This window comes from Legionella impletisoli, from assembly GCF_900639875.1.
In the GTDB taxonomy this organism is placed as follows: Bacteria; Pseudomonadota; Gammaproteobacteria; order Legionellales; family Legionellaceae; genus Legionella_A; species Legionella_A impletisoli.
The window spans coordinates 73,021-85,971 of the sequence record NZ_CAAAIA010000006.1 but is presented as its reverse complement, the minus strand read 5'-3'; the positions used below and the strand labels follow the sequence as shown (position 1 = coordinate 85,971).

Here is a 12,951-nt window from a genome sequence, read left to right as displayed (position 1 = left end):
GCAGTTGAATTGATATAAACCGTTGGCTTTTTTCGAAATTTTTAGTATAATTTTCCAGCAATTTGCATTATTCATAATACCCAGTTGTACTAGAGGATTTTATGTTTCTCACGTTAGGTCTTATTGTTCTCAGCACTTCCATCCTTGTCTTTTTTTCACAAGAATTTGTTGGCGTATACAAGCGGATCACCTCCCTTCCTGGGTTGAAATTTCTTTTGCCTTTGGTGTTGGCTTCTTGGTTGATAGAAAAATACGAGCCTTTTGAATTGTGGTTCTTGTTGCAGTGCAAAGAAGGCTTTCATTACCTTTTGCATGCACTCTCTGGCTGGTTGTCTATAAAGCAGCATTCTGTGCATATCTTGCAGTTATTTTTACTGGCTATTGTTCCGTTTTTATTGCTACGAGCCTGGGAAATCAAGCGAAAAATTCCAGTTCCACGCCCCATAACCACTCAGGTTGGCTTGGTTTTATGGATTATTGCCGCAACAATTTTAACCATTTTTAAACCCTAATCGGAGGGTTTGATTTTTTTATTTCTAGCGGATTGATAACGCGCTTGTAGCTCAACATCAATATAGCGATCGGTTGTGGCGCTTGAGCTATGCCCGGCATCGTCTCGAACATGTTCTCTAGGCCTTATCTTAACATCCTCTGAGATCCCTGTATGACGAAGCCAATGTACAGTAGCAGCCGCTAAGTTATCTGCTTCTTCATGCTCGTTAATTTTTCTTAATTCATCCGCTGCCAAATCGAAACACTGTTGGACCAAGCGTCTTAATGGCGCGGTATCACTCATAGGACCTGATCCCCGCAGTTTGGGTATAAGAGGCGAGTTATCAGCCGGTGAGGGGAGTGGGGAGAAACCTAGAAACGTTCGCCATCGAATCAAGCTTGCTAGCATCGCTTCACTGACTGCAATTTGTCTTTCCTTATTCCCTTTTCCAACGGTTGTAAACCACCAGAAGCCGTTGCTATCCTTGCTGAAGTCATTCATGGTAGGGATCCAACGATCGCTGGCTGCCAATTCGGAAATTCGTAAATACATTCCGTATAAAAGACTCAAAATAAATCGTGTTCGCTCATGTTTTTCAGGGTGTTCATTGGCTAGCAATTCCGAAGCGTTTAAGACCGCATCCCACTGCGTTAAACTTAAGCGCCGAATGGGTGCATTTTGCTGGCGCTTTCGAATAAATTTACTCTTTTGTCGGATTAAAGCGACTGGGTTTGATAAAAGATATTCTTCCGCGATTAGAAAATTAAAAAGCGTACTCAAAATCGCAAAAATCTCCTGCACGGCTCCTTGCGATAAACTAAATTGGGCAAGCGTCATACTATCCCCTCGTTTACGCAAGGCTTTAGCTTGCGTCACCACGAAGGGTCGCCATTCAGGATTAGGTATTCTTTCGCCTTCTTTTTCGATGTAGCGAGGAACTTTCTTCAAGCTTATCCATGCTTGTGGAGGATTTTGGCAAAAACGAACAAACTGTTCAATGTCTTCGCGCTTTAGTTGGTTTAATGTGATCCCACGGATGTGCCAACACCATTGCAATAAACGTTCGGTCTCTCTGCGGTAACTATTATAGGTTCCCTGACTGCCGCTGTAACTTTTTAAAAAACTTAAACACTTTAAAAAATCCGATTGAAAAGCCTGGTTAGGCAATTGAACATATTCAGCATTTTTATGAAGTTTATCTATGGTATCGAACAAAGGTAGGAGTTGAGTTTTCATAAGCAATTAGTTTATCTTAAGAGAATGAATCAGGTATGCACACTAAAATTTAAGAATACCTCTGAACAGGCATTTAGAATAGAAAAAAATCGATTTCACAAAAAATTTTCCCAAGCTTCTTGACCTTATAATCGTGCGGGAGTATCATTTGCGCTCTGTCCTTGGGACGGGATCAACGGGGTGTAGCGCAGCCTGGTAGCGCGCCTGCTTTGGGAGCAGGATGTCGGGAGTTCGAATCTCTCCACCCCGACCAATTGATACCCGGATTGAAGGGAATGGTATAATGCCATCGCATAAATGCGCCCGTAGCTCATCTGGATAGAGCATCGGCCTTCTAAGCCGAGGGTAGCAGGTTCGAATCCTGCCGGGCGTGCCAAACGCCAAGCGGTATTCAGGTGTTTAATATGGTGGGCGTAGCTCAGTTGGTAGAGCCCCGGGTTGTGATCCCGGTTGTCGTGGGTTCGAGTCCCATCGCTCACCCCAGTTTCATAAATAAAATGTCTGATTTCTCTTTTTATCTTGAGTCTTTACAAGATAATGCTACTGTTTAATAATTCCACCCTGCTTGCGAAAGTGGCGGAACTGGTAGACGCGCTGGATTTAGGTTCCAGTGGGGTAACCCGTGAGAGTTCGAGTCTCTCCTTTCGCACCATTTTTAAAATAAATAATTTCAAGAGGTGACTAGATGCAAGTTTCTGTTGAGACCTTGAACGGTTTGGAACGTAAAGTGACTATTTCGGTACCTACCGAAAAAGTAGAGGAAGAAGTGAGCCAACGTCTCAAAAATCTTGCTCGAAGAGTTAAGATAGATGGCTTTCGTCCAGGCAAGGTCCCATTTGATGTGGTCAAAAAGCGCTATTCGGATTCCGTTCGTGAAGAAGTAGCGCGTGATATGGTGCAATCAACCTTATTCGAAGCACTGAAAGAAAAGGAGCTGGTACCTGCTGGCTATCCTACCATCGAGCCCGAACAACTTGAGTCTGGCAAAGATTTTCGTTATAGCGCTACATTTGAAGTCTATCCTGAAATAGAAGTTAGTGAATTAAATAAAGCCGAAGTGGAAGTTGCTGAAGCTGAAGTTAAAGACAAAGACGTTAACGACATGATCGAGAAACTGCGTGAGCAGAATAAAGAATGGGAAGAAGTATCACGTCCTGCTGAAAAAGGCGATAAATTAGTAATTGATTTTAAAGGGTTCTTAGGGGATGAGCCTTTTGAAGGCGGTGAGGCAAAAGACTTTGAAATCGTTCTCGGTTCTGGTTCTATGATCCCAGGGTTTGAAGAAGGACTTGTTGGTGCGGAGCAAGGCAAAGAATTTGATCTGAAGGTGACATTCCCAGAAGACTATGGCCATGCAGAGTTGGCAGGAAAAGAAGCCACTTTCAACGTTACGGTTAAGTCTATCTACGAAGGCAAGCTGCCTAAACTTGATGAGGCATTTGCAGAAAAATTTAATATTAAAGAAGGCGGTATGGAAGCCTTGAAGAAAGACATTCGCGAGAATATGGAGCGTGAATTAGAGCGTCGAATCAGTTCGCTGAACCGCGAAAAAACGTTTGAAAAATTGTTAGAAAAGAATGAATTTGAAATTCCTTCTTCTTTAGTAAATCAAGAAATTGAGCATTTAAAACACGAAATGTACCATCGCATTTTCGGCCCAGAACATCGTGATAATGAAAAAATACCTGATTTTCCACGTTCGATGTTTGAAGAACAAGCGAAACGCCGCGTGCATTTGGGCTTGTTATTTTCTGAATACGTTAAAAAGCATGAATTATCGGTTGATAAAGATCGCGTAACCGCTATGATTGATAGATTAGCCAGTGCTTATGAAAGTCCAGAAGAGCTGAAAACTTGGTATACAGGCGATAAAGAACGCCTAGCGGAAATTGAAGCGCTCGTTATGGAAGAAATCGTGGCTGAAAAAATCTTAGAAGATGCCAAAACGGTTAAAAAATCCATGTCTTATGAGGAAGTGATGAATCCCAAAAAGGATAGCCAAGAGAAAGGAGCATAAACATGCGGGGAGAATCGGAAAACATCATTCGAAATGCGAGCGGCCTCGTGCCGATGGTGATTGAGCAAACCTCCAGAGGTGAACGTTCTTATGATATCTATTCCAGACTGTTAAAAGAGCGAATTATCTTTTTACTTGGAGAAGTCGAAGATCATATGGCAAATCTGGTGGTGGCTCAGCTTCTATTTTTAGAGTCCGAAAACCCAGATAAAGACATTTCTCTGTACATCAACTCACCCGGAGGAGTGGTAACCGCTGGATTAGCAATTTATGACACCATGCAATTTATTAAGCCCGATGTCAGTACTTTATGTATTGGCCAGGCGGCTAGTGCTGCTGCTTTATTGCTGTCGAGTGGGGCTGAAGGCAAACGTTATTGCTTGCCTAATGCACGTGTTATGATTCATCAGCCGCTTGGTGGTTATCGCGGGCAAGCGACGGATATTGAAATTCACGCTCGTGAAACATTAGCGGTACGCGAGCGCTTAAATAGCATCATGGCTAAGCATACCAAAAAATCACCCGATCAAATCATGAAAGATACGGAACGTGATAACTTTATGAATGCTGAGCAGGCAAAAACATACGGCTTAGTTGATCAAGTACTTTATGATCGAACCGATACTTTAAAAGAAGAAAAACGTTAATCTTTTGAGGGGCTTTTTGCGATTATCCCCTCACAGTTAGAAACCCATTGGGATTGATGATGTGAAATGACTAATCCGCATCTTTTAATTCCAATGGATAAAGACTGGCGTTAAATTTTTAATTAGCTAAAATTTTATTAAAGAAGGCTTTAATTCTTTAGTAAAAAAGGGGTTTTGTAGATGACTAAAAGTTCTGGCAATGATGGGGATAAGATTTTGTATTGTTCTTTCTGTGGTAAAAGCCAGCATGAAGTAAAAAAGTTAATAGCCGGACCATCGGTGTTTGTTTGTGATGAATGCGTCGAATTGTGTAACGATATTATTCGTGAAGAAAGTCATGAAACTCAAGAAGATACGGAATCACATTTGCCCACCCCAAAGGAAATTTCGCAATTTCTAGATGAATATGTAATCGGCCAATCTCATGCCAAGAAGGTATTATCGGTTGCTGTATATAATCATTACAAGCGCTTACAATTTAAAAATGAAGAAGGCATCGAGCTTGGCAAAAGTAATATTTTATTGATTGGTCCTACTGGGAGCGGTAAAACATTACTAGCTCAAACCCTAGCAAGATTACTCAACGTACCGTTTACGATAGCCGATGCAACCACGCTTACTGAAGCAGGTTACGTGGGTGAAGACGTTGAAAATATCATTCAAAAACTATTGCAAAAATGCGATTACGATGTAGAAAAGGCCCAGAAGGGAATTGTGTACATCGATGAAATCGATAAAATTTCTCGAAAATCTGATAATCCTTCGATCACCCGTGACGTATCTGGTGAAGGTGTCCAACAAGCGCTCCTTAAATTAATTGAAGGAACGATTGCATCCGTTCCTCCTCAAGGTGGGCGTAAACATCCGCAACAAGAATTTTTGCAAGTTGATACGTCGAATATTTTATTTATCTGCGGCGGAGCCTTTGCAGGATTAGAAAAGATCATTCGCGAGCGAAGTGATAAATCAAGCATCGGATTTTCTGCTCAATTGAAACATAAAAAAGACAAAGAAGATTTGCAGGAAGTTTTAGGTGCCTTAGAGTCCGAAGATTTAGTGAAATATGGATTAATACCTGAATTTGTAGGACGATTACCTGTGGTGACGACGTTGCATGAGCTGAATGAAGATGCTTTAGTTGACATCTTAAGTCGTCCAAAGAACGCTCTTACAAAACAATTCTATACCTTGTTTAAAATGGAAGGTGTTGAGTTAGAATTCCGTGAAGAAGCGTTGCGATTAATTGCTAGAAAAGCCTTAGATCGCAAAATTGGTGCTAGGGGCTTACGGTCCATACTTGAAAATATACTTTTAGACACCATGTATGAGTTACCTTCTCAAGAAGGTGTGAGCAAAGTGGTGGTTGATGAATCCGTGGTGAGTAATAGTGGAAAGCCCATCATGATTTTCGAAGGCGAAGAGCCTAAACACGTAGCGACCCGAACTAGCGGTGAATAGACGCCTCTAAATATACAGATGCAAACTGGTACAAGTAGACTGTTTCACAACCAGTCTACTTGCTCATCTTAAAATCTAAGCCGCGTGGAGAAGGATGCTTCAATGCCGTACATCTTCATTAAATTCAGGAAGAATTCGTCATCAACGAAGAATTCTTCTTTTACTGGTTTAAACGCGATACACTAGGGATCCAAATATATCAATATACCCTAAGCATAACTAAACTTTCCAACAATTAATCATTTGAATAAGGGATCAAGATGTCGAATGAAAATGAGCTGGTACCTAACGACAATGATAAAGAAGGGATGTCCAATCTTCCCGTCTTACCATTAAGAGATGTAGTCGTTTATCCTCACATGGTTATCCCACTTTTTGTAGGGCGTGATAAATCCATCAAAGCCCTTGAAGCAGCGATGCTGAATAATAAAAAGATTTTTCTGGTTGCTCAACGAAAGTCTGCTAACGATGATCCAAGTCCAAAAGATTTATTCAACGTAGGAACCATTGCAAGCGTTTTACAATTGCTGAAATTGCCTGATGGAACGGTAAAGGTTCTCGTTGAAGGAGAAGAGCGTGCGAAAGTGGCCGAATATTACCTTCATGAAGGGTATTTAAGCAGTGATCTTGAAGAAATCACCGAAGTGAGCGAAGCGCTCAAAGAGCAAGAAATTGAAATCCTAATGCGGTCTTTAATGTCTCAGTTTGAGCAGTATATCAAACTGAATAAAAAGATTCCGCCTGAGGTGCTTGGCTCCATATCTGGAATTGAAGAACCTGGGCGACTAGCAGACACCATTGCAGCGCATTTGAGCTTAAAAGTAGAAGACAAACAAGAATTGCTGGAAACCGTTGACATTGGTTCTCGTTTAGAACGCCTGATGGCTGCAATTGAAACAGAAATTGATTTACTTCAAGTTGAAAAACGTGTTCGCGGCCGTGTGAAGCGTCAAATGGAAAAAAGCCAACGTGAATATTATCTTAATGAACAAATCAAAGCCATCCAAAAAGAATTGGGTGAAATTGGCGAAGAAGGCAGTGAACTGGAGCAAATAGAAAAATCAATTAATAAAGCTGGCATGCCTAAAGAAGCAAAGGAAAAGGCCATGTCGGAGCTTAACAAGCTCAAACTTATGTCGCCTATGTCGGCTGAGGCAACGGTTATTCGAAACTATTTAGAGTGGATGCTTAGCGTTCCTTGGAAAAAGAAAAATAAAATTCAATATGATTTGCTTAAAGCTGAAAAAATGCTCGATAAAGATCACTATGGTCTTGAAAAGGTTAAAGAACGCATCATCGAGTATTTAGCTGTGCAGCAACGTGTTAAACGTTTAAAAGGTCCCATTTTATGTCTGGTTGGGCCTCCCGGGGTCGGTAAAACTTCTTTAGGTCAATCGATTGCGAATGCTACAGGGCGAACATTTATTCGCATCGCATTAGGTGGCGTGCGTGATGAAGCAGAAATCCGTGGGCATAGACGTACTTATATTGGATCAATGCCAGGTAAAATAATCCAAAAACTATGCAAAGCAGGTGTTAAAAATCCACTTATTATGCTAGATGAGGTCGATAAAATGGCAATGGATTTTCGTGGTGATCCTGCCTCAGCACTATTGGAAGTATTAGATCCTGAACAAAATCACACATTCAATGATCATTATCTAGAAGTCAATTATGATTTGAGTGATGTCATGTTTATTGCAACGGCTAACTCCTTAGAAATTCCAGCACCATTATTAGACCGGATGGAAGTGATTCGGCTTGCTGGTTATACTGAAGATGAGAAAGTGAACATCTCTAAAAATTATTTAATTCCGAAACAAATTAAGTTAAATGGTCTTAACTCTAATGAAATCGATATACGCGAAGATGCGGTGCATGAGATTATCCGACACTACACACGGGAAGCAGGGGTTAGAAACCTTGAGCGAGATATCGCAACCATCTGTCGCAAGGTTGTGAAAGAGATCTTGACGCATAAAAAAGAAAAGAAAATCAATGTAACGAAGAAAAACATAGAAAAGTATTTGGGCGTTAAAAAATTTCGCTATGGTTTGGCCGAAGAGCACGACCAGGTTGGACAAGTCACAGGACTTGCATGGACCAGTGTGGGCGGCGAGCTATTAACGATTGAATCTTCAAGAATGCCTGGTAAAGGAAAAACGATTCATACAGGACAGCTCGGAGAGGTAATGCAAGAATCGATTCACGCAGCGCTTACTGTAGTGCGTAGTCGTGCCGAATTATTCGATTTACCCGAAGATTTTTTTGAGAAAAACGATTTCCATATTCATGTGCCCGAAGGAGCTACACCTAAAGATGGTCCTAGTGCTGGTATAGGAATGTGTACGGCATTGGTCTCTGTTATCACAGGAATTCCTGTACGAGCGGATGTTGCAATGACAGGTGAAATTACTCTAAGAGGGCAGGTCTTGCCCATTGGTGGATTAAAAGAAAAGCTTCTTGCTGCACACCGAGGTGGAATTAAACACGTGATTATTCCTGAAGAAAACAAAAAAGATTTAACAGAAATACCGGATAATGTACTGAAGAAACTGACAATTCACCCCGTGAAGAATATAGAGCAAGTTTTACAAATCGCATTAAAATCCAGCCCTTTGGTCAATCGATCATCAAGCAGTGTGATCGTAAGTGAACAAAGTCGCAAAAAAATTGAAAATAAGGATTTACACGCCTGATAATAAGAGGTATATTTCACTCGTTGCCCGCTACTAGCGGGCTCTCAAGGAAGTAGTAGCTTGACTATATAAGGTGTTTCTGATTTAATCAGCTCCGTGAAATGGACTACTAACAGCTAAGGGGAAAAGATGAATAAAAGTGAATTGGTTGAAACTATCGCTAATCGCTCAGGTGTAACAAAAGCCACTGCAAGCAAAGTGCTTGACCTGTTTATGGAAACTGTTACAGATACCTTGAAGAAAGGCGATCAGGTTGTATTACCAGGATTCGGATCTTTCTCAACTGGTAACCGCTCTGCACGTACTGGCCGTAATCCGCAGACCGGACAAACCATTCAGATTAAAGCTTCACGTGTTGCAAAGTTCAAAGCTGGCAAGTCACTAAAAGAAGCTGTACAAAAGGAAAAAGCGTAATTACCCGGGTGCTTAGCTCAGCTGGGAGAGCATCGCCCTTACAAGGCGAGGGTCGCAGGTTCGATCCCTGCAGCACCCACCACGATTTGGAGTGGTAGTTCAGCTGGTTAGAATACCGGCCTGTCACGCCGGGGGTCGCGGGTTCGAGTCCCGTCCACTCCGCCAGCATAACGCGCCGAAAGGCGCGTTTTTTTTAGCTTGTTCATAACATGCGATGAGGATTGATATTATTATTGATTATTACAATCTAACATACGCTTGTTAAAGTTGATAACTTGGGCTCTAGAGGTGTATGTTGTCCGAGATGGAATTCAACGAAATTCATTTAGAACATCACACCGACTTAGCCAAAAGAAACTAGTCGATAGGGAACTCCTACATGTTGCAGAAGTTAAATGAGCGCATTCAAGGTATTGTGGCTTGGGTTGTTATCACATTGATAGCCATCACATTCGCCTTATTTGGTGTCGATTATTATTTGCAGTCTCGTAATGCCACGACTGCAGCCGTCGAAGTCAATGGGCATACCATCAGCAAGCAGGAGTATGAATTAAGCTACCGCCGAATTAGGCAGATGCGTGATCCATCTCAACTGACCGCTGCAGGTGAAAACCAACTGAAAAATCAAATTCTCGATGGGCTAATCATTAATCAGCTGAGCTTACAAGCTGCGAGAAAGTATGGATTTGAAGTTACATCAGTACAAGCCAATGCGGCTATATTAAATATTCCTCAATTCCAAGAAGATGGTCATTTTTCAGCGAATCGATTTCAACAAGCCATCAGCGGCGCGCTCTTCACCCCAGAGTCGTTTCAACAAGAAGTGCGTCAAGGTATGTTACTCAACCAACAGCGATTTGCTCTGATTGGAACGGCCTTTGCCCTGCCGAGTGAAGTAGAGCGTTTTGTTAAACTATATATGCAAACCCGAGATTATCAGTACCTTACCATACCCGTCTCTCAGTTTATTGACATTAAAAATGTCACAGAAGACGAAGTTAAAACCTATTATCAAGCGCATCAGAGCGAGTTTTTATCGCCTGAGCAAGTTGGTATTGCTTATATTGAGCTCTCCATGAATGACACACGGAATCTGGTTACTGTTTCCGAAGAACAAGTTCGCCAATATTACGATGCAAACCAAAATAATTTTTTAACTCCTGCGCAATGGCGAGTTTCTCATCTCTTAATTGCTGTTCCTGAATCTGCTTCAGCTGAACAAAGAGCACTTCTAAAACAAAAAGCCATGCAAGCCTATCAAGACGTTAAAGTCAATCCAGCTTTATTTTCTGAAAAAGTTAAGGCATTATCAGATGATAAAGTGTCACTGGCAAAGCAAGGTGAGATGCCGTGGATAACGGCAGGTCAGTCGGCCCTGGATAAGGATTTGTTAAAATTAACAAAACCTGGACAAATTTCAGAACCGATTGAAACACAATATGGCTATGAAATATTAAAATTAAACGAATATAAGCCTGCAATTGTCAAACCTTTTGATCAAGTAAATCAAGAAATTAAAGAACAATTGGTGGCTGAAAAGGTCCAAGCTGAATACGCACAGCGCTTAGAGCAATTAACCGATCTCGCTTATCAATCTCCTGATTCATTAAAGCCTGCTGCGGAAGCATTAGGCTTAACCATCAAATACACCAAGCCGTTCCCCAAAACGGGCGGCGACAGTGCTTTGACTCAAAATAAGCAAGTAATTAATACTGCATTTAGTCATGATGTTCTTCTGCAGGGAAATAATAGTGAGCCCGTACAGGTAGATAACGAAAAGGTCGTAGTTCTTCGCGTTAACCGGCATATCCCAACCCAGGAAAAGCCATTCGCTGAAGTACAGGATCGAATTATTGCTCGCTTAGCAAACACGAAAGCTCAAGCAAAGGCCAATGAGCTCGGTAAAAAAATTCTTGATTCATTAAAAGAAAATGCTGATGTGAAAGACTTGTTTACTGTGCATCATTTAAAATGGGTTCCTATTGAATCTGCGATGCGTGATTCTGATTTGGCTCCCCAAATCGTCAATGAACTAGCGTTTAGCATCGCCAAACCCGATCAGTACGCTGGTCAGTCCATCAATGACACAGGCTTTGCTATTGTAAAACTCAATGCCGTTCATGATGGACAAATGAGCCAGCTGGATCCAGAGCAGGAAGCGAGTATTACTCAGCAGTTGGAAGCAAGTTATGGTGTACTAGATTATGATCTCTACATCAGCGGGATGTTGAAAAAGGCTGAAATCGTTCATCACGTAAAATAGTTTTCCTATTTCATCAAGGTTGGGCTTAGGCTATCATAAAGATCAACTCCATACGCTAGTTTTTCTAAGATCGAATCTTCGGGGTTTATAAGTGTTTTGTATGGTTACCGCGGTCTATGCCGCGGTAATTTGAGAGAATGCTAATTTTACAATCATCAATTGGCAAAATTTTTGAAAACACAACAGTCTGTGACTTCTTTTCTTGAAAAATAGTGACTGGGGAGTGCTCTAAACGGTTGATTCAGAGCGCGCTCCAAATAATTATGGAGCTAAATCGGCCATAGCTACCGCGTGATAACCAGCATCAACGTGCACAACTTCTCCAGTAATTCCTGAAGCTAAATCAGAACACAAGAAAGCAGCGGCATTACCAACTTCTTCAGCTGTAATATTTCGTTGTAACGGAGTTACGTTTGCGTAAGCGCTTTGAATTTTTCGAAAGTCTTTAATTCCAGCAGCGGCTAATGTTTTAATTGGGCCAGCTGAAATCGCGTTAACACGAATGCCCCTTGAGCCAAGGCTTGAGGCAAGATAGCGAACAGAAGCTTCTAAGCTTGCTTTGGCAATGCCCATTACATTGTAATTTGGAACGGCTTTTTCTGCACCATAATAACTTAGGGTAATGATAGAACCGTTCGTTTCTTTCATCATCGGCATAGCCGCTTTCGCTAAGGCAACCAAACTATATGCACTAATATCATGTGCTATTTTAAATCCTTCCCGGGTTGCGTTTTCTACGTAATCACCACTGATTTGATCCTGAGGGGCATACGCTACAGAATGAACGAGAATATCTAGCTTTTCCCAATGTTGGTTTAATTGTTGTAAAACGGAATTGATCTCATCATCGCTGGCAACATCGCAGGGGAAAGTTAAGCTTGAGTTGAATTCTGAAGCCATTTTTTCAACGCGCTCTTTCAGCTTGTCATTTTGATAAGTAAATGCTAACTCAGCGCCTTGCTCATGAAAGGCTTTTGCAATGCCATAGGCTATCGAGCGATTACTCGCTAATCCAACAATTAATGCTTTTTTCCCGTTTAAAAATCCCATGCTATTCTCCTCTAGGGTCAATTGGTGTGTTTGGCAAGCAACTCCCGCATTTTGGCTTGGATCATATCTATGGCAATGCGGTTCTCACCACCTCGGGGAACAATCAGATCGGCGTATCGGCTTGAAGGCTCAATAAACTGTAAATACATAGGACGAACCGTTGTCTCATATTGAAGCAACACAGATTCAAAAGAGCGATGGCGTTCCACCACGTCGCGCTTTAAACGACGACTTAAGCACACATCTAAAGGCGCAGACATAAAGATACGTATATCCATGATTTCACGCAGTGCCTTATCACTGAATAACAAAATCCCTTCCAGAACAATAATGGCATGGCTGCCAATAAAGCGCGTTTCAGGCATTCGTATATGTTTCGAATGTGAATAAATTGGAATTTCGACGGATTCGCCTTTTTGCAGTCGCCGCAAATGCTCATACAATAATGCATGATCAAAGGCATCGGGATGGTCGTAATTGATTTTTTCTCGTTCTTCAAGCGGAAGGTGACTGTTGTCTTTATAGTAGGAGTCTTCAGAAATGACAACAACTTGATCGGAGCCTAATTCATTAACAATGGTATTGGCTAACAAACTTTTACCGGAAGCAGAAGGGCCGGAAATCCCTATAATAATGGCTTTTTTACTCATGGTCTTAAGACTAAAAATTTAGTG

Annotated in this window: 10 protein-coding genes and 6 tRNA genes; 13 read left to right on the top strand and 3 right to left on the bottom strand. The window is 41.5% G+C overall.

Features of this window, described 5'->3' with window-relative positions; all coding sequences use genetic code 11:
• Positions 1–101 precede the first annotated feature (101 nt).
• Complete coding sequence (locus E1O41_RS07610; RefSeq protein ID WP_131776715.1) at positions 102–512, top strand: hypothetical protein; 411 nt, start codon at positions 102–104, stop codon at positions 510–512.
• Here E1O41_RS07610 and E1O41_RS07605 read toward each other — a convergent pair.
• Positions 509–1,735 (bottom strand): tyrosine-type recombinase/integrase, encoded by a 1,227-nt coding sequence (locus E1O41_RS07605; protein ID WP_131776714.1) that lies wholly within the window; start codon positions 1,733–1,735, stop codon positions 509–511. The genes E1O41_RS07610 and E1O41_RS07605 overlap by 4 nt on opposite strands.
• Before the next feature lie 170 nt (positions 1,736–1,905).
• Between E1O41_RS07605 and E1O41_RS07600 the strand changes: the two genes are divergently transcribed.
• The 12 genes from E1O41_RS07600 to E1O41_RS07545 all read left to right on the top strand — a co-directional run bounded on the left by E1O41_RS07600 (position 1,906) and on the right by E1O41_RS07545 (position 11,227).
• A tRNA-Pro gene (locus E1O41_RS07600) sits at positions 1,906–1,982 on the top strand.
• 46 nt (positions 1,983–2,028) lie between these two features.
• Positions 2,029–2,105 (top strand) — tRNA-Arg (locus tag E1O41_RS07595).
• 31 nt (positions 2,106–2,136) lie between these two features.
• Positions 2,137–2,212 (top strand) — tRNA-His (locus E1O41_RS07590).
• Positions 2,213–2,296: 84 nt separating this feature from the next.
• Positions 2,297–2,381: transfer RNA gene (locus E1O41_RS07585), tRNA-Leu, on the top strand.
• Between the two features lie 33 nt (positions 2,382–2,414).
• A complete protein-coding gene (gene tig / locus E1O41_RS07580) occupies positions 2,415–3,746 on the top strand; it encodes a trigger factor (RefSeq protein ID WP_131776713.1) in 1,332 nt (443 codons plus the stop codon).
• 2 nt (positions 3,747–3,748) lie between these two features.
• The gene (gene clpP / locus E1O41_RS07575; protein WP_131776712.1) at positions 3,749–4,393 is read left to right on the top strand and encodes an ATP-dependent Clp endopeptidase proteolytic subunit ClpP; all 645 of its coding nucleotides are present in this window, start codon (positions 3,749–3,751) and stop codon (positions 4,391–4,393) included.
• 180 nt (positions 4,394–4,573) lie between these two features.
• Positions 4,574–5,851, top strand: a complete 1,278-nt coding sequence (gene clpX, locus E1O41_RS07570) for an ATP-dependent Clp protease ATP-binding subunit ClpX (RefSeq protein WP_131776711.1) — start codon at positions 4,574–4,576, stop codon at positions 5,849–5,851.
• A gap of 260 nt (positions 5,852–6,111) precedes the next feature.
• Positions 6,112–8,550, top strand: a complete 2,439-nt coding sequence (lon, locus tag E1O41_RS07565) for an endopeptidase La (RefSeq protein ID WP_131776710.1) — start codon at positions 6,112–6,114, stop codon at positions 8,548–8,550.
• A gap of 129 nt (positions 8,551–8,679) precedes the next feature.
• Positions 8,680–8,964, top strand: coding sequence for an HU family DNA-binding protein (locus E1O41_RS07560; RefSeq protein ID WP_131776709.1), 285 nt, complete (start codon positions 8,680–8,682; stop codon positions 8,962–8,964).
• Positions 8,965–8,970: 6 nt separating this feature from the next.
• Positions 8,971–9,046 (top strand) — tRNA-Val (locus E1O41_RS07555).
• 6 nt (positions 9,047–9,052) lie between these two features.
• A tRNA-Asp gene (locus E1O41_RS07550) sits at positions 9,053–9,129 on the top strand.
• Between the two features lie 214 nt (positions 9,130–9,343).
• Positions 9,344–11,227: a SurA N-terminal domain-containing protein gene (locus E1O41_RS07545; protein WP_131776708.1), complete on the top strand. Its 1,884-nt coding sequence runs from the start codon at positions 9,344–9,346 to the stop codon at positions 11,225–11,227.
• Positions 11,228–11,488: 261 nt separating this feature from the next.
• On the opposite strand, the gene E1O41_RS07540 is transcribed toward E1O41_RS07545, so the two are convergent.
• Together E1O41_RS07540 and udk are read right to left on the bottom strand one after the other, a co-directional pair.
• Entirely contained in the window at positions 11,489–12,277 is a 789-nt protein-coding gene (locus tag E1O41_RS07540; protein WP_131776707.1) for an enoyl-ACP reductase FabI, read from the bottom strand.
• Positions 12,278–12,294: 17 nt separating this feature from the next.
• Positions 12,295–12,927 carry a uridine kinase gene (gene udk, locus E1O41_RS07535; protein ID WP_131776706.1) on the bottom strand — a complete coding sequence of 211 codons (633 nt, stop codon included), beginning with the start codon at positions 12,925–12,927 and terminating at the stop codon, positions 12,295–12,297.
• Positions 12,928–12,951: the final 24 nt, after the last annotated feature.

Excerpts from the sequence above, each read along its gene's own strand:
- E1O41_RS07610 (WP_131776715.1), top strand. The coding sequence starts at position 102 with ATGTTTCTCACGTTAGGTCTTATTGTTCTCAGCACTTCCATCCTTGTC.
- tig (WP_131776713.1), top strand. The coding sequence starts at position 2,415 with ATGCAAGTTTCTGTTGAGACCTTGAACGGTTTGGAACGTAAAGTGACT.
- clpP (WP_131776712.1), top strand. The coding sequence starts at position 3,749 with ATGCGGGGAGAATCGGAAAACATCATTCGAAATGCGAGCGGCCTCGTG.
- clpX (WP_131776711.1), top strand. The coding sequence starts at position 4,574 with ATGACTAAAAGTTCTGGCAATGATGGGGATAAGATTTTGTATTGTTCT.
- lon (WP_131776710.1), top strand. The coding sequence starts at position 6,112 with ATGTCGAATGAAAATGAGCTGGTACCTAACGACAATGATAAAGAAGGG.
- E1O41_RS07560 (WP_131776709.1), top strand. The coding sequence starts at position 8,680 with ATGAATAAAAGTGAATTGGTTGAAACTATCGCTAATCGCTCAGGTGTA.
- E1O41_RS07545 (WP_131776708.1), top strand. The coding sequence starts at position 9,344 with ATGTTGCAGAAGTTAAATGAGCGCATTCAAGGTATTGTGGCTTGGGTT.
- E1O41_RS07540 (WP_131776707.1), bottom strand. The coding sequence starts at position 12,277 with ATGGGATTTTTAAACGGGAAAAAAGCATTAATTGTTGGATTAGCGAGT.
- udk (WP_131776706.1), bottom strand. The coding sequence starts at position 12,927 with ATGAGTAAAAAAGCCATTATTATAGGGATTTCCGGCCCTTCTGCTTCC.